Consider the following 26,659-nt stretch of genomic DNA (forward strand, 5'->3'; position numbering starts at 1 on the left):
CCCGCCTCCGCGGCGATGGTCTCAGGCTACGAGCCCTGCTGGCCCGTCACCATGGCGACGACCTCGTCGTACTCGGGGGCGCCCATGAAGTTGTCCACCGAGACGTGGATCGCGTCGGGGTTGCGGCCCTTCGCGCGATCCGTCAGCTGCTGCTGCGTGACGATCAGGTCCTCCGTGCCGTCGAGGTTCGCGACCGCCTTGTTGGTGACCGTGACGCCCTCGACGCCCGCCTTCTTGATCTTGTTGCGCAGCACGCTCGCGCCCATCGCCGACGAGCCCATGCCGGCGTCGCACGCGAACACGATGCTCTTGATCTCGCGCGTCGCGGTCGGCGCGGCGGCAGCGGCGGCGCCCGCGGCGGCTGCCGCGGCACCGGTGCCGCGCAGGCCCGAGAGCGCGTCCGAGCTCTTGCCCTTGTTCGCCTCGGTCTGCGCGATCGCCGACTCGAACGAGCCGCCGCCCGCGGCCTCGGCCGCGAGGTCCTTCTTGCGCGAGGCGCGCAGGATCACGGCGGCGATGAGGAACGAGACGGCCGCGGCGAAGACCACCGAGAGGATGACGCCCACGTACGAGCCCGCGGGGGTCTGGATGAGCACGGCGAAGATGCTGCCCGGCGCGGCCGGTGCGCGCAGGCCCGACTGGAAGATCGCGTTGGTCGCGACGCCGGTCATGCCGCCGCCGATCGCGGCGAGGATGAGCGCGGGCTTCATCAGCACGTACGGGAAGTAGATCTCGTGGATGCCGCCGAGGAACTGGATGACGATCGCGCCGGGCGCGCTCGCGCGGGCCGCGCCGACGCCGAACAGCGTGAAGGCGAGCAGGATGCCGAGGCCGGGTCCGGGGTTGGCCTCGACGAGGAACAGGATCGACTTGCCGGTCTCGGTCGCCTGCTGCGTGCCGATGGGCGTGAACACGCCGTGGTTGATGGCGTTGTTCAGGAACAGCACCTTCGCGGGCTCGACGATGATGCTCAGCAGCGGCAGCAGGCCGTACTCCACGAGCCAGTCGACGACGGCGCCGAGCGCGTTGCTGATCGCGGTGACCAGCGGGCCGAACACGTAGTAGCCGATGATCGCGAGGATCATGCCCAGGATGCCGGCGGAGAAGTTGTTCACCAGCATCTCGAAGCCGGGCTTGATCTTGCCCTCCCAGAGCCTGTCCATCTGCTTCGTGATCCAGGCCGCGAGCGGTCCCATGATCATGGCGCCCATGAACATCGGGATCTCGGTGCCCACGATGACGCCCATCGTCGCGATCGTCGCCACGACGCCGCCGCGCACGTCGTAGACCATGCGACCGGCCGTGTTGGCGATCAGCAGGGGCAGCAGATAGGTGATCATGGGGCCGACCAGCTGGGCCAGGTCGGCGCTGCCCGACCACTGCCATGCCTCGACGGGGCTGCGCTCGCCGAGCCATCCGTCGGGGATGAACATCGCCGTGATGAGACCCCACGCGATGAACGCTGCGATGTTGGGCATGATCATGCCCGCGAGGAATGCGCCGAAGCGCTGCACGCCGACGCGTGCCTTGTTCGCTCCCGTGGCGGGAGGTGACGCCGTTGTCATGGTCGCCTTCTTTCGGGTGAGCCGGCCGGCCGGCCGGGGGTGACGGGCGACGCGGCGGTCGCCGCGTCGATCAGGGCGAGGGTGCGCTCGCCGTCGTGGTCGCGGAACGCGTCGTCGGGCAGCGGCACGACGGTCGTGTTCGTGAGGGATGCCGCGTGCGCGATGTCCGCGAGCCGCTCGTGCAGGTGCGGTCCCACGAGCAGCACATCGGCATCCGCGAGGTCGGCGTCGAGGGTGATCACCGTCGTGGGCGCGACGTGCCAGTCGCGGCCGCGGGCCTCGGCGGCCCGGCGCACGCGCTGGGCGACGAACGTGCTGGACGCACCGGCACCGCACACGACGAGAATCTTCATCGATCCGCCTCCTCATGTTCATGGTGACGCGGGCGTGGGGCGCGCGACAACCAAGGCTCTTTCCGCCCCCGCGGAAGCTTCGCTGAGAGTTCGCCGCATGATTGACTGAACGAATGACCCGTACGAGGCCCGACCGTATGCTGTCGCTGCTCGTTCGCCGGGGCACCTGGATCACCGCCTCGGAGCTGGCCGACACGCTCGGCGTGACGCCCCGCAGCATCCGCAGCTATGTCGCGACCCTCAACGCCCGCGCGACGGGCGAGATCGCCGTCGAGTCGGGCCCGCAGGGCTACCGGGCGGGGCCCGCGGCGCTCGCGGCGCAGCGCGGCGCCGACCACGACGACACGCCGCGCGGACGGCAGCACCGGCTGGTGCGCGAGCTGCTGGCCGCCGCCGACGGCGTCGACGTGTACGAGACCGCCGACGCGTTCTTCGTCAGCTCGGCGACGATCGAGGCCGACCTCGGGCGCGTGCGCTCGATGCTCTCGGGCCTCGACCTCGTGCTGGAGCGCACGGCGTCGACGGCCCGCATCGCGGGCAGCGAGCGCGGCAAGCGCCGGCTGCTGTCGCGGCTCGTGCACGACGAGACCGACGACGGCGGCTTCGACCTCGACGCCCTGCGCCGCGCGCTCGGCGACGGCTCCGTGGGCGCCCGGGCCTTCGGCGCCTTCAAGGCCGAGCTGGTCGCCGAGCTGGGCGCGCTCGGCTACTTCGTCAACGAGTTCGGCATCGGCGACGTCGTGATGCACATCGCGATCGCCGCCGACCGCATCGCCGCGGGCCGCGCGCTCGACGACCACGGCTCGACCGTGTCGGGGGAGCAGGAGCAGATCGGCGCGCTGCTCGACCGGCTCGTGCAGACGCACCTGGGGGTCACGCTCGGCGACGGCGACCGCCGGCAGCTCTCGGCGATCGTGCTGAGTCGCGTGGTCGTCCCGGGCGTCGACGAGTCGGTCGCCGCGATCCGCTCCCGCCTCGACCCCGACGTCGAGCGGGCCGTGCGCGCCGTGACGGAGCGGGCCGCCGCGGAGTTCCTGCTCGACATCGACCACGACGACTTCGTGCTGCGCCTCGCCCTGCACGTGCAGCACCTGCGCGAGCGCGCCCGCGAGCAGGCGTGGTCGCGCAATCCGCTCACGCGATCGCTCAAGGCGACGCATCCGCTCATCTTCGAGGTCGCGGTCTACATCGCCGACGGGCTGCAGGACCTCGTCGGCCTGGGCCTGCTCGAGGACGAGATCGCCTACATCGCGATGCACGTCGGCGGCCGGCTGGAGCGCGTGCGGCGCGCGGCGGCCCGGCTGACCGCGACGGTCGTGTGCCCCGGCTATTACGAGCTGCACGAGCTGCTGCGCTCGAGCATCGCCGCCTCGCTCGGCCAGTCGATCGACATCGTGGGCGTCGAGACGCGCGCCGATCCCGTGTGGGCCGAGATCGACAGCGACCTCATCCTCACCACGACGCCGCCGCCCGAGCTGACGAAGGCGAGCGACCGCATCGTCATGGTGCAGCCGTTCCTCACGGATGCCGACGTCGAGCGCGTGCAGGCCGCCGCGGGACGGCTGCGGCGCTCGCGCCGTCTCGCCCGCCTGCGCGCCGAGCTGGAGCGCTACTTCTCGGCCGACGCCTTCGTGCACGGCATCGACGGCGCCGGGGGAGAGGAGGCGGTCATCGAGCGCCTCGGCGGCCTGCTGGTGCGGTCCGGGGCCATCGACGACGACTACGTGCAGCGCACGATCGAGCGCGAGCAGCTCTCGTCGACGGCGTTCACCGACGCGCTCGCCGTGCCGCACGCGCTCGCGATGACCGCCGCCCGCACGGCGATCGCGGTCGGCATCGCCGACCCGCCGATCGCGTGGGGCGACGGCCGGGTGCAGGTCGTCGCGATGGTCGCCTTCAGCGAGGGGGACCGCGCGGCGTTCCAGACCGTGTTCGAGCAGCTCATCGAGGTGTTCAGCGAGCACGAGAGCGTGCAGCGCATCGTGCGCGCCGGCACCGACTTCGCCTCGTTCCTCGACGTGCTCGTCGCCGTCATCGACGGCTGACCCGTCCCTCCCTCGCGAGGGTGCCACTTGTTCTCGCGAGGGTGCTTTCGCGCTCGCGGCGAAAGCACCCTCGGTGAGATAACTGGCACCCTCGCGGGAAGAGCTGGCACCCTCGCGGGAAGGCCTACGGGCCGGCGTCCTCCACGACCATGTCGTAGAGCTCCTCGGGGGTGGCGGCGCTCTTCAGGCGCGCGATCTCGACGGGGTCGGCGAACAGCAGGGCGATGCGCGAGAGCATCTGCAGGTGCTCGTCGCCCTTGCCCGCGATGCCGACGACGAAGGTGACGAGGTCGCCGTCCCAGTCGATGCCGTCGTCGTAGCGCACGAACGAGAGCGCCGACTCCAGGATCAGGTGCGCCGTCTCGCTGGTGCCGTGCGGGATCGCGAGCTCGCCGCCCATGTACGTCGACACGGCCTGCTCGCGCTGGTACATCGCGTCGAGATAGCCGCTCGTCACCGCGCCGGCCGACTCCAGGATGTCGGCCGCCTCGTGCAGCGCGTCTTCTTTCGTCACCGGCCCGGTGCGGATGCGCACCTGGCCGAGTGACAGCACTCCTCGTGACACGCGGTGTCAGCCGCCGATCTCGGCGGCCGCGTCCTGCGCCGCCGCGCGGGCCGACGCGGCGTCCGCGCCCGCCAGGGCGGCGGCCGCGATGCGCTCGGCGTCCTCGCGCGTGTGCTGCAGCAGCGACGCGCGCACGTCGGCGAGCGCGGTGGGCGCCATCGACAGCGTCGTCGCGCCGAGGCCCACGAGCACGACCGCGAGCAGCGGGTCGGCGGCGGCCTCGCCGCAGATGCCGACGGGCTTGCCGTTCGCGCGGCCGCCGTCGGCCGTCGCCTGGACGAGCTTGAGCACGGCCGGATGCCACGGGTCCTGGAACGAGGCGACCGAGCCCAGCAGCCGGTCGGCGGCGAGGGTGTACTGCGTGAGGTCGTTCGTGCCGATCGAGGCGAAGTCGGCGATCGCGAGCACCTGGTCGGCGAGCAGCGCCGACGACGGCACCTCGATCATGACGCCGGCGGTCTTGATGCCGTACTCCCGGGCGAGCGCGACGAAGTAGTCGGTCTCCTCGACGGTGGAGACCATCGGCGCCATGACCCACAGGTCGGCCTCGGTCTCGGCATCCGCCTGCGCGAGGGCGGTCAGCTGCTCGCGCAGGATGTCCTCGCTCGCGCGGAGCGCGCGCAGGCCGCGCAGGCCCAGCGCGGGGTTCTCCTCGTGCGCGTCGTTGAGGAAGGCGAGCGGCTTGTCGGCACCGGCGTCGAGGGCGCGCACGACGACCTTCTTGCCGGGGAACGCCCGCAGCAGCTCGGTGTACGCGGCCTGCTGCTCATCGATCGTCGGGGCCTGCGTCGAGCTGAGGAAGAGGAACTCGGTGCGGAACAGGCCCACGCCCTCGGCGCCCAGCTCGACGGCCTCCTTCGCGCCGCCGGGCTTGCCGAGGTTCGCGAGCAGGGGCACGGGGCTGCCGTCCTTGAGGGCGCCCGGCGTCAGGGGGGCGGATGCCGCGGCCTTGCGCGCGTCGGCGCGGTGCTGCGCCTGCTCCAGCTCGTCGGCGGTCGGCTCGGTCGTCACGACGCCCTTCGCGGCGTCGACGATGACGGTCTCGCCGTCGGCCAGGTCGGCGGCCCCGACGACGCCGACGATCGCGACGATCGACTTCTCGCGCGCGAGGATCGCGGTGTGCGAGGTGGGGCCGCCGTCGCTCGTGATGAGCGCGAGCACCTTGTCGAGGTCGAGCAGCGCCGTGTCGGCGGGGGCGAGGTCCTTCGCGACGAGCACGAACGGGTGGCCCGGGTCGGGCACGCCGGGGGCCGGCAGCCCGCGCAGGCGCGCGATGACGCGCTGCGCGACGTCGTCGAGGTCGGCGGCGCGCTCGCCGAGGTAGCCGCCCATCGCGGCGAGGGTGTCGCGGAAGCTCGCGAACGCGTCGAAGACGGCGAACTCCCCGGTCTTGCCCGCGTTCACGCGCTGCGCGACCTCTCCGTCGAGGGTCGGGTCCTCGGCGATCATCGCCTGGGCCTCCAGCACGTCGCGGGCCGCGCCGCCCGCCTGGGCGCCGCGCGCCTCGAGCTCTCGGGCGACCGCGGCGACGGCCTCGCGCACGCGCGCGAGCTCCTCCTCCGCGGTGCGGGTGCTCGCGACGTCCTCGGGGGCCGGCAGGGGCTCGGCCATCCGGGCCACGGGGCCCTGCGCCACACCCAGACCGATTCCGACTCCGCGCAGTTCGCTCATTCCAGACTCCTCTTTCGTCTTACTCGTCGTGATCGGTGGTGAGCAGCTCGACGAGCGCGTCGAGCACCTCTTCGGCGCCGTCGCCGTCGGCCGTGAGGGTGAGGTAGTCGCCCTTCTCGGCGCCGAGGGCGATGACGCCCAGGATGCTGGCGGCGTTGGCCGGCTCGCCGGCGCCCTTGGCGACCGTGACCGGGATGCCGGCGTCCTTCGCCGCCTGGGCGAAGAGCTTCGCGGGCCGGGCGTGCAGGCCGTGCGACGAGCCGACGCGCACGGTGCGGCTGACTGCGGTCATCATGTCTCCTCTCCGACGCGGCGCGCGCCGCCGTCAGGTTCCGGTCGAACACGGTGCGCGTGCGGATGCCACGTGGTGAGGCGCCGGGGTGCGCCCCGAGGATCGTCGTCGACCTGGTCTCCATTGTTGTGAGTATCGCGCTCGTGAACAAGATGCCGATGCGATGCCGCGGAGACGGGCCCGAGAGGGCGGATTAAAGCAAATATTCTAATATATTACAGTATGTTTTGATAACGAATTGAAAACAACTCTTGCAATCCGCTTCCGTCGGCCATCCAAGTATTTGATATATTCTCTATCCCGCGGCAGTGCTGCCGCAGGTTCGACCAGGTACGGAGAGTCTCCGAACACCTACGACTGGGAACGGATTGCTATGACATCGTCAACGGTGACGTCAAAGCCAGAGACAAAGCCCGCGCTCCCGTTGCGCGGCCGGCTCGCTCGGATCGATCAGGCGTGGCTGGTGCTGGTCCTGTTCGTGCTGCTCGTCGTGCTCGGCGCCCTGCTGAACGACAGGTTCCTCACGGCCTCGAACTTCCTGAACTTCCTGAGGCTCGCGGCACCCTTCGCGATCCTCGCGCTCGGGCAGGCGATCGTCGTCATGGGGAAGGGCATCGACCTGTCCAGCGCCGCCGTCGCGCTCGGGTTCTCACAGGCGACGCTCGCGTTCCTGGCGCAGGGCATGCCCGAGGCGCAGGCCATCATCCTGGCCATCGTGCTCGCGGCGGTCGTGGGCGTGATCAACGGGTGGCTCGTCGCGTACGTGGAGGTCCCCGCCCTGTTCGCGACCCTCGCGACCGGGCTGCTCACGATCGCGTTCGTGAACATCTTCCTCGTCTCGCAGAACTTCTATCAGCTCGGCGACGACACGGCGCTGCGCGCCTTCGCGTTCGGATCGTTCTTCGGCGTGCCCAAGGCGATCCTGATCGCGGCCGTCGTCTTCGTGCTCGCCTGGATGTTCATCAAGTTCACCGCCTCCGGCAAGCTCATCCGCGCGATGGGCGACAACCCCCAGACGGCCCGGTCGACCGGCGCGCCCGTGCGCCAGCTGCAGATGCTCTCGTACGTCATCTCGTCGCTGCTCGCCATGCTCGCCGGCTTCGTGCTCGTCTCGGGCAGCGGCAGCGCGCAGACGGTGCTGTCGTCGTTCCACCCCCTGCTGTTCACGGCCCTCACGGTGACCGTCATCGGCGGCGTGTCGCTCTCGGGCGGCCGCGGCACGGTCTTCGGCATCTTCGCGGGAACGCTGTTCGTCGCCGCGCTCAACAACCTGCTCATCCTGCAGAGCCTGTCGGCCCCGCTGCAGGACATGATCCGGGGCGCCGTGCTGCTCGCGGCGATCTGGATCGACTCGTGGCTGCACCCGCGCGACGAGGAGACCGCCAAGAGCGGCGAGCTCTAGTCATCCCCTCACCCATCCCCACCACCAAGAGACACAGAACGAAGGAGTTCTCTCAATGAAGATGAAGAAGAAGGTCCTGGCCACGCTCGGCCTCATGGCGAGCGCAGCCTTCGTGATGGCCGGCTGCACCGTCGGCGACACCGGCACCACCGGCGGCGACCAGGGCGCCGGCGGCGGCGAGTCGTCGAGCAACGCGGTCTTCGGCCCGAGCCAGCAGATCGAGCTCTTCGAGATGATCGACAAGGTCGACGCCTCGATGGAGGGCAAGCGGGTCGTGTTCGTGCCGATCCTCTTCGCCGGCTACACGCTCATCGAGAACTGGTACCAGTCGATCTACCTCACCCTCACCGCCCAGGGCGCGGAGGTGTCGGTCATCGATCCCAACTTCGACACCGACGCCCTCGTGAAGGCCGTCGACGACGTCATCGCGAAGAAGAGCGCCGACATCCTGATCGTGCAGAACCCCGACGTCGGCGTGCTGCAGAACCAGATCCAGGCGGCGGCCGACGCGGGCATCTACACGATCCTGATGAACATGGCCTCCAACACGATGGGCGACGCGCTCATCGCGGCCAACCAGTTCCAGGCGGGCAAGGACATCGCCGAGCGCGTGATCGCCGACTGCGAGGCCGCGGGCGGCGGCAAGGCGATCCAGCTCATCTACGGCCCCGGCAACGACGCCGTGTCGATGCAGTGGGAGAACGCGATCCGCGAGGTCGTCGAGCCCGCCGGCTTCACCGTCCGCACGACGAGCACCGCCTGGCAGCAGTCGGAGGCGCAGGAGGCCGCGTCCAACGCGATCCAGCAGTACAAGGGCGAGCTGTGCGCGATCATGCCGGCGTTCGACCTCAACTCGATCCCCGTCGGCGACGAGGTCGCCGCGGCCGTCGCCCGGGGCGACCTGGCACCCGGCGAGGTCGGCGTGTACACCTTCGGCGGCGACGCCCTGTGGTGCGACTCGCTCCGTGCGGGCAAGGTGACCGCGACCGCCGCCTACAGCGTCGACGGCCTGGGCACCGCGGCGGCCGCGATGGCGCAGGCGCTCGTGCAGCGCGGCGAGCCCGCCGGCTCCACGCCCACCGTGGCCTGGGTCCCCCACACGATCGTGGATGCCACGAACGTCGACCAGGTCTCGTTCGCCTGCTACCAGGGCCTGGCTCCGGGCGTTCTCGACTAGTCCGCTCGCCCGCCCCGCATGAGGGGCGTCCCCGGAGTCCACCACAGAGGTACAGAGAGGTATCTGTCATGGCCAAGAAGTCTGCGATATGGAAGGCAGACGCGTACGACCTCACCGGCACACGGTGGAGTGAGCGGCTCACACCGGCCCGTACGCTGTCCGACCTTCTGAAGAAGCGCTGGATGGAGGGCGCGGTCCCGCTGACCCTCGCGATCATCCTGAGCGTGCTGGTCTTCGTCTTCACCCCTGTCGGACCCGGGGACGCCCCCCTCATCCTCAACGACGTCGCGGAGCGCGGTCTGCTCGCCATCGCGCTGACGATCGTCCTCATCGGCGGCGGCATCGATCTGTCGATCGGGTCGATCGTCGGCGTCACGGCGATGTTCTCGCTGGTGGCCTCCAAGGCGTGGGGGCTGCCGGTGTGGGCCGCGATGATCGCCGCCGTGCTCGTCGGCGGCCTGCTCGGCGCGGTCAACGGCTTCTTCATCGCGAAGCTCAAGATGCGCCCGTTCATCACGACGCTCGTCACCCTCATCGCCTTCGGCGGCGTCGCCGCGGCGCTGCAGTCGGCCTTCTCGCGCCAGATCGTCTCTCCCGCGAACGACTTCGCGTGGAAGCTGCTCGGCAAGGGCGCGCTCGCGGGCATCCCGATCCCGTGGATCATCTTCTTCGTGCTGCTGGTCGTGGCGCACGTCGTCATCACGCGGTCGAAGTGGGGCTGGTGGGTCACCGCGGTCGGCTCCGACCGCCGCTCCGCTCGCCGCAACGGCATCCCGATCGACTGGATCTCGTTCTCGACCTACCTGCTCTCGGGCCTGCTCGCGGGTCTGGCGGGCGTGCTCACGACGGCGCGGCTCGGACGCTCCGACCCCCAGGTCGGACAGGGCTGGGAGCTCGTCGCCCTCACCGCGGTCGTGCTCGGCGGCGTGAGCCTCAGCGGCGGTCGCGGCTCGGTGCTCCGCGCAGCCGTCGGCGTGTTCGTCGTGCAGGTCATCCTGCAGGCGACCATCGTGATGGGCCTGCCGGGATCGGCCAACACGGCGATCCTCGCCCTCGCGCTGCTGGGCTTCGCGATCCTCGACCTCAAGTGGGGCAAGTACCGCGCCAAGACCGCGGAGAAGCTCAAGATCGATCCCGGCGTGTTCAAGATCGGGCCGCTGGAGAACATCATGGACCCGTCCTCGAAGTGGGCGGTCAACTACCGCGCGACGGACGCCGCGCCGATCGGTCTCGGACGCGTGGACGGTCCCGAGGACATGGTCATCGACGACGAGGGCAGCGTGTACTGCCCCGACCGCCGCGGCTGGATCTGGAAGTTCCAGGGTCCCGACCCCGAGAACGTCAAGGGCGAGGTCTGGGCGCGCACGGGCGGCATGCCCATCGGCATGGTGTGGGACCAGGAGGAGAACCTCACGGTCGCCGTCGGCGGCATGGGCGTGTACCGCATCGACAAGGAGGGCACGCCGCACCTGGCCGCCAACAAGGTCAAGCGCACGCGCGGCCAGCTGTTCGACGACTCGGCGCTCAAGTTCGCCGACGACCTCGACGTCGCCCCCGACGGCGCCATCTACACGTCGGACTTCTCCACCCGCGTCGGCACGACCGAGTACATCCTCGAGCTGGTCGAGTTCCGGCCCAACGGACGCATCGTGCGCATCGACAAGGACGGCTCGACGGACGTCGTGGTGAGCAACTACCTGTTCCCCAACGGCATCGCCACCTCGCACGCGGGGGACTCGATCCTCATCGCGAGCACGGCGATGTTCCGCATCGACCGGCTCTGGATCAGCGGACCGAAGCAGGGCCAGCTGGAACCGGTCGCGACCGACCTGCCGGGCTACCCCGACAACATCAACCGCGCCTCCGACGGCAACTACTGGGCCACCTTCGTGGCGATGCGCTCGCCGATGAGCGACCTGCTGGTCAAGTACCCGAAGGTGCGCCGCCGGATGACGCGCGAGCTGCCGACCGACAGCTGGGCCGTGCCGCAGCTCAACGTGTCGTGCGTGTTCAAGTTCAACGAGCAGGGCGAGATCCTCGACGTCATCTGGGACGGCACGCTCGAGAACTACCCGATGATCACGTCGGCCAAGGAGCACAACGGCTTCCTCTACCTGGGCGGCGTGCACAACAACCGCGTCGGCAAGATGAAGCTCGATCCCCTGCAGATCGGAGACATCGATCCGCGCAAGATCCCCGGGATGCCGGGGTCCAAGCTCGCCCTGGAAGGAGCGGTGAGATGAGCGTGCTCCGCACGATCAAGGAGTTCATCAATCCCGATTCGGTCTCGTACCCGTCGATCTCGCCGTTCGAGGCCGGGCTGCGCCCCAATGCGCTGCTCGACGAGGGGCGGCCGATCCTCGGGAACGACGCGGGGCACGAGCCCGACGACGTGGCGTTCTTCGAAGACGGCACCCTCGTGTTCTCGAGCGGGACGTCGCTCTTCACGGTGAGCGGCGGGGACGTGAGGACGCTGGCGGGCTTCGACGGCAGGACGGGCGCGATCGAGGTGATCTTCGGCGAGGCCGTCACCGCCGTCGAAGGCCTCGGAATCGTCGGCGTCAGGCTCGACGGCACGGTGCGCACCGTCAACGACGATCCCCTCGTGCAGCGCGGCGTGACCGACCTCGCCCTGCTGCCCGACGGCGACATCCTGGTCACGATCGGATCGAGCGCGGACAGCCCGTGGTCGCTCGCCCTCGCCAGGAAGGAGGCGACGGGCCGGATCGTGCGTGTGAGCGGCGACCGGACGAGCGTCGAGGCGAGCGGGCTGCCCTGGCCCTCGGGCATCGCCGTCGCCGGCTCAGAGGTGCTCCTGTCGCTCAGCTTCGCGCACCGCATCGAACGACGGCCCCTCGAGGTGCTCGGCGCGGCCGGATCGGGCGTCGTCGGGAACCTTCCCGTCTACCCGGGCCGGATCACGAGCGCCGGCGGCCACTGGTGGGTCGCCGCGCCCTTCGCGCGCAACCGCATGACCGAGCTGCTGCTGGACGAGCCGGAGTTCCTCGAGGAGATGGTCGCGACGATCGATCCCGACCAGTGGTTCGTGCCGCGCCTGCGCAACGACAACCACTTCACGAGCGTCGCCCAGTACGGCGCCGTGCGCGTGCACGGCGTCATCAAGCCGTGGGCCCCGCCCCGCTCGTACGGTCTCTTCTTCGAGATCGACCGGTTCGGCAGGGTGAGCCGCAGCGCGCACTCGCGCGCCGACGGAGACCGGCACGGCATCACGGGCATCGCCGTGTCCGGCGACACCGTGGTGGCCGCCGCCCAGGGATACCGCGACCTCCTCGCGGTGACGATGGAAGGAGCGCAGGGATGAGTGACACGACGACCGCCGTCGCGCCGGTGATCGCGCTGCGGGGGATCAGCAAGCGCTACGGCTCGACCTACGCACTGAAGAACGTGTCGTTCGACGTGCGGCCCGGAGAGGTGCACGCGCTGCTCGGCGAGAACGGCGCGGGCAAGTCCACCCTGATGAAGGTCATCTCCGGCGCGATCCAGCCCGACGAGGGGCACATCGAGCTCGAGGGGACGCCGCAGCGCTACGAGTCGCCGAAGGACTCGAGCGACGCCGGCATCGCCATGGTGTACCAGGAGGGCTCGCTCGTCGAGACGATGAGCGTGGCGCAGAACCTCTTCCTCGGCAACGAGAAGGCGTTCAACAACCTCTCGGCGCTCAACATCGAGGCCCGGCACATCCTGGTGTCGCACAACTTCCACGTCGCGCCGGAGGCGGCGGTGGGCTCGCTCGGCATCGCCCAGAAGCAGATGGTCGAGATCGCGCGCGCCACGCACTTCAAGGCGAAGGTGATCATCCTCGACGAGCCGACCGCGTCGGTGACCCCGGAGGAACGGCTGCAGCTGTTCATGACGATGCGCTCGCTCCGCGACCAGGGCGTCGGCCTCATCTTCATCACGCACATGGTCGACGAGGCGCTCGACGAGGCCGACCGCATCACGGTGCTCCGCGACGGCGAGTACCAGGGCACACTGGAGAAGACCGCGGGCGAGTTCTCCCGCGACCGCGTGGTCTCGATGATGGTCGGGCGCAACGTCGAGTACAGCCGCGTCCCCCCGGGACGCGACCCCGACGCCACCCCCACGCTCGAGGTCGACGACGTCACGCTCATGCCGATCGTGCGCAACATGTCGTTCTCGGCATACGCGGGCCAGATCGTCGGCATCTACGGGCTCGTGGGCGCGGGCCGCAGCGAGGTGGCGCAGATCATCGGCGGCGTCACGAAGCGCCGCCGCCTGCGCGGCGGCAAGATCCGGCTGAACGGCAGGGAGGTGCGGTTCCGCACGCCCCGGCAGGCCCGTCGCGCCGGGGTGGTCTACGTCACCGAGGACCGCAAGGCCTCCGGCTTCTTCGGCCACATGAGCATCTACGAGAACATCTATCTCGGCGACGTCTGCGCCGAGCGCCGGCTGCCGTTCCGGCTGCGGCTGGGCAGGCTCAACGCGCTCGCGGCGGAGTTCGTGAAGCGGTTCGACGTGCGCACGCTGGAGCCGAGCCGGGCGAGGCTCGAAGAGCTCAGCGGCGGCAATCAGCAGAAGGTCGTGCTCGCGAAGAGCCTCACGAAGCAGCCCAAGGTGGCGATCATCGACGAGCCCACCCGCGGCGTCGACCTCGGCACCATCCCGGAGCTGCACTCCATCGTGCGCTCACTCGCCGACGACGGCGTCGCGGTGGTCGTGATCTCGTCGTACCTCCCCGAGATCCGTGCGCTGTCCGATCGCATCCTCGTGGCGCGCGGCGGCACGATCGTCGCGGAGTTCGATCCCGACGAGGTCGACGACGAGGGGCTCATGTTCGCCGCCGTGCACTGATCGCCGCGCGCGCCGGATCGCCGCGCGCGCCGATCGACGAGCGCAGTCCCCCATCCGACTCCCGGGCGGGGGACTGCGCTACTGTGTGTACCGGACGCGGAGGTGACGATGCCCATTCCCGATTCGCCGAGGGCGGGCGTGAAGCGCCGTCTGCTGCGCGAGGAAGCGTACGAGAGCATCAGGGATGCCATTCTCGACGGCACGCTGGCGTGCGGCGAGCGGCTCGAAGACAAGAAGCTGCAGGACTGGCTCGGCATCTCGCGCACCCCGATCCGCGAGGCGCTGAACCAGCTCGCGGCCGAGAACCTCGTCGTGATCCGCGCGCAGAGCCACACGAGCGTCATCGAGCCCGACCCCGAGCAGGCGTACGACGCGGTGCAGGTGCTCGGCGCCGTGTTCGGGGGCGTCTTCCGGGTCGTGCTGCCCGCGCTCGACGACGACGGGCGGCAGATGCTGACCGGCCTGTTCGAGGGCGGCCTGCGCGCCACCGAGCTGCGCTCGGTGCGCGAGCAGATCGTGGTCCTGCTGCAGGTGTACGACCTGCTCGTCGCGCACTGCCCGAACGCGACGCTGCGGGACGTTGCGAGGTCGATCCGCAACACCTACGGCTTCCAGATCGGCATGCTGCGCAACGCCGAGATCTACGACTGGGAGGTGCCGAGGGCGGCCTGGAGCCGCATGCGCCGCGGCGTCGATGACGGGGATCCCGTCGCCGTGCAGCTCGCGTTCCAGGAGATGCACAGCCTGCCCACGACGTCGACGCCCGGCTCGCTCTGGTACTGGGCGGCGCACGTGTCGCCGGGCTCGCGCTGAGGGATCGCCCTGCTGCTGATTCAGGCCCGCGTTTGCTGATTCAGGCCTGCGCTGCTGCTGATTCAGGCCTGCGCTGCTGCTCGATTCAGGCCTGCGCTGTGGCGACGAGCGCCCGTGCGCCCGCGTCGAGGGCCGCGAGCCGGCCGGCGGCCTCGGCGGCGGTGTCGCCGCGCACGTCGAGGTACACCTTGAGCTTGGGCTCGGTGCCGCTCGGCCGCACGATGACGCGCGACCCGTCGGCGAGCCACAGCCGCAGGATGTCGCTGGGCGGCAGCCCGTCGACCCCCTCCCGGAAGTCCTCGGCGCGGGCCACGGCGACGGCGCCGACAGCGGCGGGCGGGGTGGCGCGCAACGCCGCCATGACGCGGCGGATGATCGCGACGTCGTCGACCCGCACCGACACCTGGCCCGAGGAGAAGAAGCCGAAGGTCTGCCGGAACTCGTCGACGAGGTCGGCGAGCGAGCGGCCCTCGCCGCGCGCGTCGGCGATCAGTTCCAGCATCGCGACGGCCGCCGAGATGCCGTCCTTGTCGCGCACCGTCCCGGGGTTGACGAGGTAGCCCAGCGCCTCCTCGAAGCCGTAGACGAGCCCGGGGGCCCGTGAGATCCACTTGAAGCCCGTGAGCGTCGCGTGGAAGCCGAGCCCGTAGCGCTCGGCGACGGCCTGCAGCCCGGGCGACGAGACGAGGGAGCACGCGAGCGACCCCGTCGTCGCCGTGCGCGCGGCCCGCCAGCCCAGCAGCAGGCCCACCTCGTTGCCCGTCAGCTGCCGCCAGTCGCCGTCCCCGTCGGGCACGGCGACCGCGAGCCGGTCGGCGTCGGGGTCGTTCGCGAGCACGAACTCGGCGCCCGCGGCCGTGCCCGTCTCGAACGCGAGGTCCATCGCCCCCGGCTCCTCGGGGTTGGGGAAGGCGACGGTGGGGAAGCGTCCGTCGGGCTCGATCTGGGCGGTCACGACGACCGGCTGCGGGTAGCCCGCGACGTCCAGCACGCGTCGCAGGGTCTCGTGGCCGACGCCGTGCATCGCCGTGTAGACCCACGACATGTCCCGCGCCGCCGGCGGGGCGGGGGCGACGGATGCCGTCGCCATGACGTACGCGTCGACGACGGACTCGTCGGCCGTCTCGTAGCGCCCGCGCGGCAGGTCGCGCACGTCGCCCGCGGCCACGGCGTCGATGTGCGCCGCGATCGCGGCATCCGTCGGCGAGACGATCTGGGCGCCCTCGTCGGCGCCGCCGAGGTACACCTTGTAGCCGTTGTCGTCGGGCGGGTTGTGGCTCGCGGTGACCATGACGCCGGCGGCCGCCCCGAGGTGCCGCACGGCGAAGGCGAGCACGGGCGTCGGCAGCATGCGCGGCAGCAGCACGGCGCGCAGCCCCGCGCCCGCGATCAGCTCCGCGCTGTCGCGGGCGAACACGTCGGAGTTGCGGCGTCCGTCGTATCCGATGACGACGACCGGCGCGGCGTCCGTCGCCGCCCGTTCGCGCAGGAACGCCGCGAGGCCCGCGGCGGCCTGCGCCACGAGCACGCGGTTCATGCGGTTCGGGCCGGCGCCGAGGCGTCCCCGGAGGCCCGCCGTGCCGAACGCCAGACGCGAGCCGAAGCGGTCGTCGAGCTCGGCGCCCGCCGCGGCGTCGCCTGCCGCGGCGGCGTCGATCAGCTGTCGCAGCTCGGTGCGCGTGACGTCGTCGGGATCCTGCTCGAGCCACGCCTCCGCCGCCGCGACGGCTGTCATCAGATCGCCTCGATCACGCGCGCGAGCAGCGACGAGATGACGGGGCCTGCGGCCTTGCCCGCCTCGATGACCTCCTGGTGGCTCAGCGGCGTGGCCTTGATGCCCGCCGCGAGATTCGTGATGAGAGAGAGGCCGAGCACCTCCATGCCCGCCTCGCGCGCCGCGATCGCCTCCAGGGCGGTGGACATGCCGACGATGTGGCCGCCGATCAGCTTGGCCATGTTGACCTCGGCCGGCGTCTCGTACTGCGGACCGCGGAACTGGCAGTACACGCCCTCCTGCAGCGACGGGTCGATCGAGTGGGCGATGTCGCGCAGCCGCAGCGAGTACAGATCGGTGAGGTCGATGAAGGTGGCGCCCTCCAGCGGCGAGGCCCCCGTGAGGTTGATGTGGTCGCTGATCAGCACGGGCTGGCCGGGACGCCAGGTGTGCCGGATGCCGCCCGCGCCGTTGGTGAGCACCATGATGCGGGCGCCCGTCGCCGCCGCCGTGCGCACGCTGTGCACGACGCGCCGTGCGCCGTGCCCCTCGTAGAAGTGCGTGCGCGCGCCGATCACGAGCACGTTCCTGCCGCGGGGCGTCGTGATCGAGCGGAGCGAGCCGACGTGGCCCTCCAGCGCGGGACGGCTGAACCCGGTGACCTCGGTGGCGGGGAACTCGGCGTTCGTCGTGCCGATGAGGCCGGCCGCCTCGCCCCAGCCGCTGCCGAGCGTGACGGCGATGTCATGACGCTCGATGCCGCTGAGGCGGGCGATGTCCGCGGCGGCCTGCGCCGCGATGTCGAAGGGATCGGCGAGCGGATCGTCGAGGGGGTGCGCGCTGGAGTGGGGCATGGTGACAACTCTAGGAAATACCGCCGCGCGTGTCAGCATTCGGCTCTCCTCCGCGACGTGTCGCGACGGGGAGGCGGCCTTGCCAGAATGGATGCCATGTCACAGGGGTTCGCGCGCACACAGACCGTTGCCGTTCTCGGCGGAGGACCGGGGGGCTACGAGGCCGCGCTGGCCGCCGCACAGCTGGGCGCCGAGGTCACGCTCATCGAGCGGGCGGGGGTCGGCGGCGCCGCCGTGATGACCGACGTCGTGCCCTCGAAGAGCCTCATCGCGACGGCCGACGCGGCCGTCGCGATCGCCGCGGCATCGGACCTCGGCGTGCAGCTGTTCGCCCGCAACGACGCGGGCACGCCGCTGCGCCCGGAGATCGCGATCAACCTCGCGGCCGTCAACCACCGCATCCTCGCGCTCGCCGCCCAGCAGTCCGAGGACATGCGCCAGCAGCTCGTCGACGAGGGCGTGCGCATCATCTCGGGCCACGGCCGGCTCGACGGCCCGCACGCCCTCGTCGCCTCGACCGGAGAGGGCGGCGTCGACTTCGACCGCATCGAGGCCGGCACGATCGTCGTCGCCGTCGGCGCCTCGCCGCGCGAGCTCGACTCGGCCCGGCCCGACGGCGAGCGGATCCTCACCTGGACGCAGCTGTACGACATGAAGGCGCTGCCCGAGCACCTGATCGTCGTCGGCTCGGGCGTCACGGGCGCCGAGTTCGCGTCGGCCTACATGAACCTGGGCGCGCAGGTGACGCTCGTCTCCAGCCGCGACCGCGTGCTGCCGGGCGAGGACGGCGACGCCGCCGAGGTGCTGGAGAAGGTGTTCGCCCGCGGCGGGATGACGGTGCTGTCGAAGGCGCGAGCCGAATCGGTGACGCGCACGGGCGACGAGGTCGTCGTGGCGCTCGCCGACGGGCGCACGGTCACCGGCAGCCACTGCCTGCTCGCGGTCGGGTCGATCCCCAACACGGCCGGCATCGGCCTGGAGGAGGCGGGCGTGCGCCTGACGCCGTCGGGTCACATCCCGGTGAACCGCGTCGCGCGCACCGAGATCCCGAGCGTCTATGCGGCCGGCGACTGCACCACGTTCGTGCCCCTGGCCTCGGTCGCGTCGATGCAGGGCCGCACGGCCGTGTTCCACGCGCTCGGCGACACCGCGATCCCGCCCGAGCGCGGCCGTATCGCGGCGAACATCTTCACCGCGCCCGAGATCGCGACGGTGGGGCTGCAGGAGCGCGACCTCGAGTCGTCGGGGCTCGCCGGCTATGCGCACAAGCTCCCGCTCGCGGCGAACCCGCGCGCCAAGATGATCGGCGTCTCCGAGGGCTTCGTGAAGCTCTTCGCGCTGGAGGGCAGCGGCACGGTCGTGGGCGGCGTGATCGTCGCGCCGCGGGCCTCGGAGCTGATCTACCCCGTCGCGATCGCGGTCGAGCGCCGGCTGACGGTCGACCAGGTCTCGCGCGTGTTCGCGGTGTACCCCTCGCTGACGGGCTCGATCACCGACGCGACGCGCGCGATGCACCGCGTCCACGGCGGCTAGCGAGGGGGCGAGGGACTCGCGGATGCGCCCCGAATGCGATTGCCACATACGAGAGGCCATATAATGGGGACCGTTCGCGAGACTGAAGGGATGTCACGAAAGCGACCGACGGGGGAGTGGGCTGGATTTGCGGCGCAGCTGGGGGTGAACATCCTGCGGCTGCGCACGGAGCGTCGCCTCAGTCAGGAGCAGGTTGCCTACGAGGCCGGGCTCAGTCGGTACACGTATCAGAAGTTCGAGAAGGGCGAGTCCATGCCGGGCACGCCCGCCAATCCGAGTCTTCGCAACGTCATGGCGATCGCCCAGGTGCTGGGCGTCGGTCTCGACGAGATCCTGCCGCCGCAGTGGCCGGATCTGCGCGAGGGGCGCCGATAGGCCGCAGCCGCCCGGGCACGACCGGCCGAGAACCGCGATGTCCGACCCCGCTGGTTAACTCTCGTGATGTGCCCGTTCTCTTGAATCGGAGGGGTGGCATGGACCGAGAACGACCCGGCTGGCAGCAGAGCGATTGCCCGCCGTGGTGCAGCAGGGTGCACGCGGAAGACGACCACCCCGACGACCGCGCGCACGTCGACGACGGCCTCTTCGTGCCGGTCCTCGTGCGCGAGACGCACACCCGCGGCGATCGCATCGCGCGCACGATCCGGGGGCGGGAGCTCATCCTCGGGCGGCACCGCGTCGACGGCGACGCCACGACGTGGTTCTACATCGGCGACGATCAGCGGGGCGGGTGGGAGCTGACCGCGGAGTGCGCCGCCCAGCTGGCGGCCGCGCTCACCCGCCTGCTGGCCGAGGAGCGCGGCGCCGCGCCACGGGGGAGCGCGGTCAGCTGATCGTGAGCAGCTGATGGCCGGCCGACACGGTCTCGCCGACCGCGGCGCCGATTGCGCCGATCGTGCCGTCCTTGTGCGCCTGGATCGGCTGCTCCATCTTCATCGCCTCGAGCACGATCACGAGATCGCCCTTGACGACCTTCTGGCCCTCCTCGACGGCGACCTTGACGATCGTCGCCTGCATGGGCGACTTGACCGCGTCGCCCGACGCGCCCGCCGAGGCGGTCGACGTGTGCGAGCGGCGCGCCGGAGGGGCCACGAGCGGCCGGCCGGGCTTCGCCGTCGTGCGCGAGAGCCGGTCGGGCAGGCTCACCTCGAGCCGCTTGCCCGACACCTCTACGACGACGACGTGGCGCGCCTCGGGGGCGGCCGGGGCCTCGGCCTCGCCGTCCCACGGCGCGAGGTCGTTGTCGAACTCGGTCTCGATCCAGCGCGTGTACACGCCGAAGCGGCCGTCCTCCGCCGTGAACGCGGGGTCGCGCACGACCCGGCGGTGGAACGGCAGCACGGTCGGCATGCCCGAGACCTCGAACTCGTCGAGCGCGCGACGGGAGCGCTCCAGCGCCTCGGCGCGGTCGCGGCCCGTGATGATCAGCTTGCCGAGCAGCGAGTCGAACGCGCCCGAGACGCTGTCGCCCGCCGTCACGCCGGAGTCGAGGCGGATGCCGGGACCCCCGAACGTCTTGAACTGGTGGATGCGGCCGGGCTGCGGCAGGAAGCCGCGGCCCGGGTCCTCGCCGTTGATCCGGAACTCGATCGAGTGGCCGACGGGCTCGGGGTCGTCGTAGCCGATCTCCTCGCCCTCGGCGAGCCGGAACTGCTCGCGCACGAGGTCGATGCCCGTGACCTCCTCCGACACGGGGTGCTCGACCTGCAGGCGCGTGTTGACCTCGAGGAACGAGATCGTGCCGTCGCCGCCGACGAGGAACTCGCACGTGCCCGCGCCGACGTAGCCGACCTCGGCGAGGATCGCCTTCGAGGCCGCGTAGAGCACGCGGTTCTGCTCGTCGGTCAGGAACGGCGCGGGCGCCTCCTCGACGAGCTTCTGGTGCCGCCGCTGCAGCGAGCAGTCGCGCGTGGAGACGACGACGACGTTGCCCGCGGCGTCCGCGAGGCACTGGGTCTCGACGTGGCGCGGCCTGTCGAGGTACTTCTCCACGAAGCACTCGCCGCGGCCGAAGGCGGCGACCGCCTCGCGCGTCGCCGACTCGAACAGCTCCGCGACCTCGTCGAGCTCGCGGGCGACCTTGAGGCCGCGGCCGCCGCCGCCGTACGCGGCCTTGATCGCGATGGGCAGCCCGTGCTGCTCGGCGAAGGCGATGACCTCGTCGGCGCCCTCGACGGGGCCCGGGGTGCCGGGGGCGAGCGGGGCGCCGACCTTCTCGGCGACGTGGCGCGCGGTCACCTTGTCGCCGAGGGCCTCGATGGCCTCGGGCGACGGTCCGATCCACACGAGGCCCGCGGCGATCACGGCGCGGGCGAAGTCGGCGTTCTCGGCGAGGAAGCCGTAGCCGGGATGCACGGCGTCGGCCTGGGAGCGGCGGGCGACCGAGAGGATCTTCTCGATCGACAGGTAGGTGTCGGCGCTCGTCGCGCCGTCGAGTGAGTACGCCTCGTCGGCGAGCCGGGAGTGCATGGCATCCCGGTCCTGATCGGCGTAGACGGCGACGGAAGAACGCCCCGAGTCACGGGCGGCGCGGATGATGCGCACCGCGATCTCGCCGCGGTTCGCGACGAGCACCTTCGTGATGGGCTTCCTCGATGCGGGGGTCGTCGAGGTCTGAGACATGGATGCCAGCCTACTCACGCGCCCGACCGGTTTTTTGGGAGGCGCGCACAAGATCCGCCGATTTTCGTGTGCGGGAGGCTACGAAGAGCGGGTCGTGTCCCGGATGTCCGCGAGTGCGACGCCGAGCCCGCGCAGCAGCCGGCGCAACGTCGGCAGCGACATCCCGACGACCGTCGACGGGTCGCCCTCGATGCGCTCGATGAACGGCGCGCCGAGGCTGTCGATCGTGAACGCGCCGGCCACCTGCAGCGGCTCGGCGGTCGCGACGTAGTCGTCGATCTCGGCATCCGTCAGGTCGGCGGCGAACGAGACCGACGCGGCCGCGACGGCGTGCGCCTCGCGCGGCTCGGAGCCCGGCGAGAGCCGGACGACGCTGTGCCCGGAGTGCAGCACTCCCGTGCGCCCGCGCATCGCCTGCCAGCGCCGCGTCGCGACCTCGGGGGTGTACGGCTTGCCGAGGACCTCGCCGTCGAGCTCGAACATCGAGTCCCCGCCGATGACGACGCCCTCGAAGCCCTCTGCGGCGAGCGTCCCGGCGACGTCGGCGGCCTTGAGCCGCGCCAGCAGCAGCACGTGCTCGTCGGGCGGGAGCGTGCGGCCCTCGCTCTCCTCGACGCGCGCGATCGCCGCCTCCTCGTCGACGCGCGGCGCACGGGTGAGCGGCTCGACCCCGATCTGTCGCATCAGCATGAGTCGGGCCGGCGAGGTCGAGGCGAGGCACACGCGCATCCCCCCACGTTAGCCGCTGCCGCGGTTCACAACTCAGGAGGAGACGGCCCGCGACGCGCTTCCGCGGCCCCGGCGGCGCGTTCTTCCTGAGTTGTGAACAGCGTTAGCGTGGACGGATGGATGCCGCAGACATCATCGAGCTCGACGTGACCGGGGCCGCGCACGGCGGCGTGTTCGTGGGGCGGCACGGTGCGGACGCGGGGAGCGGTGCGGATGCGGGCGGTGCGGCGGATGCGGAGCGCGGCGCCGATGCGGGGAGCGGCACCGCGGCCGGTGGCGCGGCGCGGGGCGGCCGTGTCGTGTTCGTGCCCGACGCGATCCCCGGCGAGCGGGTGCGCGTGCGGCTCACCGACACGTCGAAGCGCTCGTTCTGGCGCGGCGAGGTGCTCGACGTGCTCACGCGGTCACCGCACCGGCGCCCGCACGTGTGGGCGGCCGCCGACGTCGGATCGCCGCCCGAGCGGCGCCCCGGGGGCGCGGACTTCGGGCACATCGACCTCGCGCACCAGCGCGCGCTGAAGGCACGGATCGTCGGGGAGGCGCTGCAGCGCTTCGCGGGGATCGACGTCGACGTGACCGTGGAGCCGGTCGCGGGGGAGAGCGCCGACGGAACGGGATGGCGCACCCGCGTGAGCCTGCACGTCGACGACGACGGGCGCATCGGCCCCTACGCGGCCCGCAGCCATCGCGTCGTCGAGGTCGACGAGCTGCCGCTCGCGACCGCGGCGATCGAGCGGGCCGCGCTGCGCGACCGGCACGTGCGTCCGGGGCGGCTCGACCTCGTGCAGCCCGCCGACGGCCGGGTGCGGGTCATCCCGCGCGCCGAGACCCCGGGCGGCCCGCGCCGGGGCGGACGCCGGCCCGCGCCGGTCGATCCGGCCGCACGGGAGGTGGTGACGGAGGTCGTGGGCGACCGCGAGTTCCGGGTCGACGCGGGCGGCTTCTGGCAGGTGCACCGCGCGGCGCCCTCGACGCTGACGGACGCGGTCACGGCTGCGGCGGGCGACGTCGACCCCGACGCCTGGCACCTGGACCTGTACGGCGGCGTGGGCCTGCTCGCCGCCGCGCTCGCCGCCCGCGGCGGCGCGTCCACGCGCGTCACGACGGTGGAGTCCGACCCGCGCGCGACCGAGCACGCGGGCGAGAACCTCGCCGAGTGGATCGGCGCCCGCGCCGAGACCGGCCGCGTCGATCGCTGGCTGGCGCAGCTCGACGCCGCCGCGACCGCGACGCAGCGCGCGCGGCTGGCGCGCGGCGTCGTCGTGCTCGATCCGCCCCGTGCCGGAGCCGGCGGCGACGTCGTGCGGCGCCTCGCCGCGCTCGCGCCCGCCCGCGTGGTCTACGTCGCGTGCGATCCCGTCGCGCTGGCGCGCGACGTGCAGATCTTCGCGGCGCACGGCTACGGGCTGGCGAGCGTGCGCGGCCTCGACCTGTTCCCGCATTCCCACCACGTCGAGGCCGTCGCGGTGCTCACCCGCCAGCTGTGATCCCCTCGCCGAGCCAAGTCTCCCGCGCCGACTCAATACCTGTTCCGCGTGGACAGGGTATTGACTCGGCGGAGGGGTATTGACTCGGCGGGCGGTCTGGGGGCGGTCTGGCGGGCGGTTTAGGCTGGGGGCATGACGCGGGTGGCGCTGATCGACGACCACGAGTCGGTGCGGCTCGGGCTCGAGGCCGCGTGCGCCCGCGACGGCTCGTTCGACGTCGTCTTCGCCGGAACGTGCGTCGCCGACTACGTCGCCTGGCGGCGCGAGGCGCAGGCCGCGCCGGCCGACGTCGTCGTGCTCGACCTCGCCCTCGGCGACGGCGCCACCGTCACCGACAACGTGCAGCGCCTCATCTGCGACGGCTCTCCCGTGCTCGTGCACAGCGTCGCCGACCGACCCGCCGCGATCCGCGAGGCGCTGGCGGCGGGCGCGGCCGGGATCGTGCGCAAGTCGGCGCGCATCGACGAGGTCATCGCCGCGCTCGGCCACGTCGCGCGCGGCGAGCCGCTCGACAACGTCGAGTGGGCGAGCGCCGTCGAGGGCGACCGCGCGTTCGCCGACGCGCAGCTGGCGGCGCGGGAGCGCGAGGTCATGCGCCTGTACGCGACGGGCCTGCCGCTCAAGATGGTCGCGCAGCGTCTCGGCATCTCGTACTCGACGGCGAAGGAGAACATCGCGCGCGTGCGCATCAAGTACGTCGAGGTCGGGCGCCCCGCGCCGACGAAGGTCGACCTGCTGCGGCGCGCGATGGAGGACGGGATCGTTCCGGAGGAGCACGGTGGCGGCTGACGCGCCGGCCCCGCCGCAGCTGCGCAACATCCTGACGGGCGCCGACACGTTCACGGCGGTGCGCATCGAGCGCATCGTCGCGTTCGTCGCGGGCGTCGGCAGCGCGGTGCTCGCGGTGCAGGCGTTCCTCGTGTCGCTCGCGGCCCCCGTCGCCGACGCTCCGGCGCACGTCGTGATCGCCGTGGCGGTCTTCGCCTCGCTCGCCCTCATGATCGCGGCGTGCCTGTCGGGGCGGCTCGTGCGGGGCGCGACGGCCGGCTTCGCGATCGTCTTCCCGCTCGCGCTCGCCGCCTGGCCCGTGCTCGGCCTCGGACCCGTCAGCCTCGTCGACGACCCGCCGTGGTTCTGGTACCTGCTCAACGTCGCGACCGCCGCCGCGGTCGTCGTCTTCCCGCTGCCGCTGCAGGTGGGCTGGACGATCGGCGTGCCGGTGCTGTACGGCGTGGCACGGGCGATCGACACGGCGGGCGAGGACCTCGAGCGCACGCTCCTCGACGTCGTCTTCGCGCTGATCCTCGGCGGCGTGCTCCTGACCCTGGGCTGGATGCTGCGGACGATGGCCCGCGGCGTCGACCGGGCGCGCGCCGAGGCGAACGCGACGTTCGCCGAGGCCGCCGCCGCGGACGCCGCGGAGAAGGAGCGCATCGCCGTCGCCGCCGTCATGCACGACAGCGTGCTCGCGGCGCTGATCGCCGTCTCGCGCGTCGACAGCGATCGCGAGGCGGCGCTCGCGGCGGCCATGTCGCGCGACGCCCTGACCCGGCTCGCCGACGCCGAGTGGGGCAACGTCCCCCCGGCGACCGCCGCGGTGCCGGTGACGGAGCTCGCGGACGGCATCGCCCGGCTCGCGGGGGAGCACGGCGCCGCGATCCGGGTCGCGTGCGAGGTCTCCGGCGAGAGCCTCGTCGTGCCCGGACCCGTCGCGCGAGCGCTCGCGCAGGCCGCGGGCCAGGCGATCGCGAACGCCGTGCAGCACGCCGGCGGCGAGGGCCTGGCGGTGCGCGTGCGCGCGGATGCCGGCGCCGTGCACGTCGTCGTCTCCGACACGGGCGCGGGGTTCGACGTCGACGCCGTCCCCGACGACCGCCTGGGCATCCGCGGCTCGATCGTCGCCCGCATCGCGGCGATCGCGGGACGCACCGGCATCCGCAGCGACGCGACGGGGACGACCGTCACGATGTCGTGGGAGGAGGAGCGGTGACCGTCGGCATCCGTCCCGTGCTCACGGGGCTCGCGCTCGCCTTCTCGCTGTACCTCGCCGTCGGCGCGCTGATGTGGCCCGAGCCGCCGGAGCATCCGGGCGTGCTCGTGACCGCGGTGCTGCTGTTCCTCGTCGTGTCGACCGCGTGCATCCTGTGGGGAACGCGCGGCGCGGATGCCGAGGGCGCCCGCCGCGCGACGCGGCTGCCGTGGTGGCTCGTGGCGGTCGCGCTGGCCGCCGCCGTGGTCGTGCCCGCGCTGAGCTGGTTCGCGGTGGCGCCCGAGTCGAGGATCGATCCCGTCGCGACGCGCTCCATCGGCGAGGTCGGCGCGATCATGACGATCGTCGTCGTGCGGGGACGGCCGTGGGCCGCGTGGGCGGGTGTCGCGCTCCTCTCGGTCGTCTCGATCGCCGCGATCGGCCCGGGCCAGGCGCTCGCCCGCGGCCTGCTGGGCGCGTTCATCTGGGTGGGCACGGCGCAGCTGATCGTGAGCCTGGTGCGGCGTGCCGAGCGCGACGCCGCCGAGCTGACCGCGCTGCAGCGCGCGGTGTCGGAGCGGCTCGCCTCGCACGAGGCCGCTCAGCGGCAGCGGCGCGCGCTCGTCCGGCGGGCGCTGTCGATCGCGGGACCCGTGCTGACGCGGGCCGTGCAGATGGCGGGACGGCTCGATCCCGAGGAGCGGACCGCGGCGCTGATCGCGGAGGAGACGCTGCGCGACGAGCTGCGCGGCTCACGCCTGCTCGACGACGACGTGCGCGCGGAGCTCGCGGCGGCGCGCCGCCGCGGCGCGGAGGTCAGCGTGCTCGACGAGGGCGGTCTCGAAGACCTCGACGAGCAGCGCCTCGCGGCCGTGCGCGCGGAGCTCGTCGACACGCTCGCCCGCACGACCGCGGGACGCCTGTGGGTGCGCACGTCGACGCATCCCGACATCGCGGTGACGGTCGTGGGCCGCGACGGCGACGCGGATGACGACGACGTCGCGCTCTGGCACGAGATCGCGCGCTGAGGGCGAG

At 71.9% G+C, this 26,659-nt stretch carries 23 protein-coding genes; 14 read left to right on the plus strand and 9 right to left on the minus strand.

What is annotated here, in order from left to right; genetic code table 11:
* Positions 1 to 26: 26 nt before the first annotated feature.
* A complete protein-coding gene (locus AOA12_RS05215; RefSeq protein ID WP_054680960.1) occupies positions 27 to 1,565 on the minus strand; it encodes a PTS mannitol transporter subunit IICB in 1,539 nt (512 codons plus the stop codon).
* Positions 1,562 to 1,918, minus strand: a complete 357-nt coding sequence (locus tag AOA12_RS05220; protein ID WP_054680961.1) for a PTS sugar transporter subunit IIB — start codon at positions 1,916 to 1,918, stop codon at positions 1,562 to 1,564. Before AOA12_RS05220 ends, AOA12_RS05215 begins: the two co-directional genes overlap by 4 nt.
* A gap of 113 nt (positions 1,919 to 2,031) precedes the next feature.
* Between AOA12_RS05220 and AOA12_RS05225 the strand changes: the two genes are divergently transcribed.
* Complete coding sequence (locus tag AOA12_RS05225; RefSeq protein ID WP_054680962.1) at positions 2,032 to 3,963, plus strand: BglG family transcription antiterminator; 1,932 nt, start codon at positions 2,032 to 2,034, stop codon at positions 3,961 to 3,963.
* 124 nt (positions 3,964 to 4,087) lie between these two features.
* On the opposite strand, the gene AOA12_RS05230 is transcribed toward AOA12_RS05225, so the two are convergent.
* The 3 genes from AOA12_RS05230 to AOA12_RS05240 are packed head-to-tail and all read right to left on the minus strand — an operon-like array spanning position 4,088 to position 6,491.
* Positions 4,088 to 4,528: a PTS sugar transporter subunit IIA gene (locus tag AOA12_RS05230; protein ID WP_054680963.1), complete on the minus strand. Its 441-nt coding sequence runs from the start codon at positions 4,526 to 4,528 to the stop codon at positions 4,088 to 4,090.
* A 6-nt stretch (positions 4,529 to 4,534) separates the two neighbouring features.
* Positions 4,535 to 6,199 (minus strand): phosphoenolpyruvate--protein phosphotransferase, encoded by a 1,665-nt coding sequence (gene ptsP, locus AOA12_RS05235; RefSeq protein ID WP_082405968.1) that lies wholly within the window; start codon positions 6,197 to 6,199, stop codon positions 4,535 to 4,537.
* Between the two features lie 19 nt (positions 6,200 to 6,218).
* Entirely contained in the window at positions 6,219 to 6,491 is a 273-nt protein-coding gene (locus AOA12_RS05240; protein WP_156366643.1) for an HPr family phosphocarrier protein, read from the minus strand.
* 388 nt (positions 6,492 to 6,879) lie between these two features.
* Between AOA12_RS05240 and AOA12_RS05245 the strand changes: the two genes are divergently transcribed.
* The 6 genes from AOA12_RS05245 (at position 6,880) to AOA12_RS23520 (ending at position 14,716) form a co-directional block, all read left to right on the plus strand.
* Positions 6,880 to 7,893 carry an ABC transporter permease gene (locus tag AOA12_RS05245; protein WP_197281057.1) on the plus strand — a complete coding sequence of 338 codons (1,014 nt, stop codon included), beginning with the start codon at positions 6,880 to 6,882 and terminating at the stop codon, positions 7,891 to 7,893.
* A gap of 55 nt (positions 7,894 to 7,948) precedes the next feature.
* A complete protein-coding gene (locus AOA12_RS05250) occupies positions 7,949 to 9,070 on the plus strand; it encodes a sugar ABC transporter substrate-binding protein (protein WP_054680966.1) in 1,122 nt (373 codons plus the stop codon).
* A 68-nt stretch (positions 9,071 to 9,138) separates the two neighbouring features.
* Positions 9,139 to 11,313 carry an ABC transporter permease gene (locus AOA12_RS05255; protein WP_082405972.1) on the plus strand — a complete coding sequence of 725 codons (2,175 nt, stop codon included), beginning with the start codon at positions 9,139 to 9,141 and terminating at the stop codon, positions 11,311 to 11,313.
* Positions 11,310 to 12,392, plus strand: a complete 1,083-nt coding sequence (locus tag AOA12_RS05260) for a hypothetical protein (RefSeq protein WP_054680968.1) — start codon at positions 11,310 to 11,312, stop codon at positions 12,390 to 12,392. Before AOA12_RS05255 ends, AOA12_RS05260 begins: the two co-directional genes overlap by 4 nt.
* Positions 12,389 to 13,903 (plus strand): sugar ABC transporter ATP-binding protein, encoded by a 1,515-nt coding sequence (locus tag AOA12_RS05265; protein ID WP_054680969.1) that lies wholly within the window; start codon positions 12,389 to 12,391, stop codon positions 13,901 to 13,903. The genes AOA12_RS05260 and AOA12_RS05265 overlap by 4 nt, the downstream gene beginning before the upstream one ends.
* Before the next feature lie 108 nt (positions 13,904 to 14,011).
* The gene (locus AOA12_RS23520; RefSeq protein ID WP_082405974.1) at positions 14,012 to 14,716 is read left to right on the plus strand and encodes a GntR family transcriptional regulator; all 705 of its coding nucleotides are present in this window, start codon (positions 14,012 to 14,014) and stop codon (positions 14,714 to 14,716) included.
* A gap of 85 nt (positions 14,717 to 14,801) precedes the next feature.
* Here the strand turns inward: AOA12_RS23520 and AOA12_RS05275 are convergent, their stop codons facing one another.
* Positions 14,802 to 16,451, minus strand: coding sequence for a phospho-sugar mutase (locus AOA12_RS05275; RefSeq protein ID WP_054680971.1), 1,650 nt, complete (start codon positions 16,449 to 16,451; stop codon positions 14,802 to 14,804).
* On the minus strand, positions 16,451 to 17,284 hold the full coding sequence (locus tag AOA12_RS05280) for a purine-nucleoside phosphorylase (RefSeq protein ID WP_054680972.1): 834 nt from the start codon (positions 17,282 to 17,284) through the stop codon (positions 16,451 to 16,453). Before AOA12_RS05280 ends, AOA12_RS05275 begins: the two co-directional genes overlap by 1 nt.
* A gap of 96 nt (positions 17,285 to 17,380) precedes the next feature.
* Here AOA12_RS05280 and AOA12_RS05285 point away from each other — a divergent pair, with 96 nt between their 5' ends.
* The 3 genes from AOA12_RS05285 (at position 17,381) to AOA12_RS05295 (ending at position 19,650) form a co-directional block, all read left to right on the plus strand.
* Positions 17,381 to 18,817 (plus strand): NAD(P)H-quinone dehydrogenase, encoded by a 1,437-nt coding sequence (locus tag AOA12_RS05285; RefSeq protein ID WP_442922272.1) that lies wholly within the window; start codon positions 17,381 to 17,383, stop codon positions 18,815 to 18,817.
* A 90-nt stretch (positions 18,818 to 18,907) separates the two neighbouring features.
* The gene (locus AOA12_RS05290; RefSeq protein ID WP_054686801.1) at positions 18,908 to 19,192 is read left to right on the plus strand and encodes a helix-turn-helix transcriptional regulator; all 285 of its coding nucleotides are present in this window, start codon (positions 18,908 to 18,910) and stop codon (positions 19,190 to 19,192) included.
* A 98-nt stretch (positions 19,193 to 19,290) separates the two neighbouring features.
* Positions 19,291 to 19,650, plus strand: coding sequence for a DUF6907 domain-containing protein (locus tag AOA12_RS05295; protein ID WP_156366398.1), 360 nt, complete (start codon positions 19,291 to 19,293; stop codon positions 19,648 to 19,650).
* Here the strand turns inward: AOA12_RS05295 and AOA12_RS05300 are convergent.
* Entirely contained in the window at positions 19,643 to 21,439 is a 1,797-nt protein-coding gene (locus AOA12_RS05300) for an acetyl/propionyl/methylcrotonyl-CoA carboxylase subunit alpha (RefSeq protein WP_054680975.1), read from the minus strand. The two genes, AOA12_RS05295 and AOA12_RS05300, sit on opposite strands and share 8 nt — an antisense overlap.
* Positions 21,440 to 21,517: 78 nt before the next feature.
* Positions 21,518 to 22,168: a Maf family protein gene (locus AOA12_RS05305; RefSeq protein ID WP_054680976.1), complete on the minus strand. Its 651-nt coding sequence runs from the start codon at positions 22,166 to 22,168 to the stop codon at positions 21,518 to 21,520.
* Between the two features lie 116 nt (positions 22,169 to 22,284).
* Between AOA12_RS05305 and AOA12_RS05310 the strand changes: the two genes are divergently transcribed.
* From AOA12_RS05310 to AOA12_RS05325, 4 genes are all read left to right on the plus strand, one after another.
* Positions 22,285 to 23,655, plus strand: coding sequence for a class I SAM-dependent RNA methyltransferase (locus tag AOA12_RS05310; RefSeq protein ID WP_054680977.1), 1,371 nt, complete (start codon positions 22,285 to 22,287; stop codon positions 23,653 to 23,655).
* A gap of 132 nt (positions 23,656 to 23,787) precedes the next feature.
* Positions 23,788 to 24,444, plus strand: a complete 657-nt coding sequence (locus AOA12_RS05315) for a response regulator transcription factor (RefSeq protein ID WP_054680978.1) — start codon at positions 23,788 to 23,790, stop codon at positions 24,442 to 24,444.
* Positions 24,434 to 25,645 (plus strand): sensor histidine kinase, encoded by a 1,212-nt coding sequence (locus AOA12_RS05320; RefSeq protein WP_054680979.1) that lies wholly within the window; start codon positions 24,434 to 24,436, stop codon positions 25,643 to 25,645. Before AOA12_RS05315 ends, AOA12_RS05320 begins: the two co-directional genes overlap by 11 nt.
* A complete protein-coding gene (locus tag AOA12_RS05325; RefSeq protein WP_054680980.1) occupies positions 25,642 to 26,652 on the plus strand; it encodes a hypothetical protein in 1,011 nt (336 codons plus the stop codon). The genes AOA12_RS05320 and AOA12_RS05325 overlap by 4 nt, the downstream gene beginning before the upstream one ends.
* Positions 26,653 to 26,659: the final 7 nt, after the last annotated feature.

The sequence above is a fragment of the Microbacterium sp. No. 7 genome, assembly GCF_001314225.1.
In the GTDB taxonomy this organism is placed as follows: Bacteria; Actinomycetota; Actinomycetes; order Actinomycetales; family Microbacteriaceae; genus Microbacterium.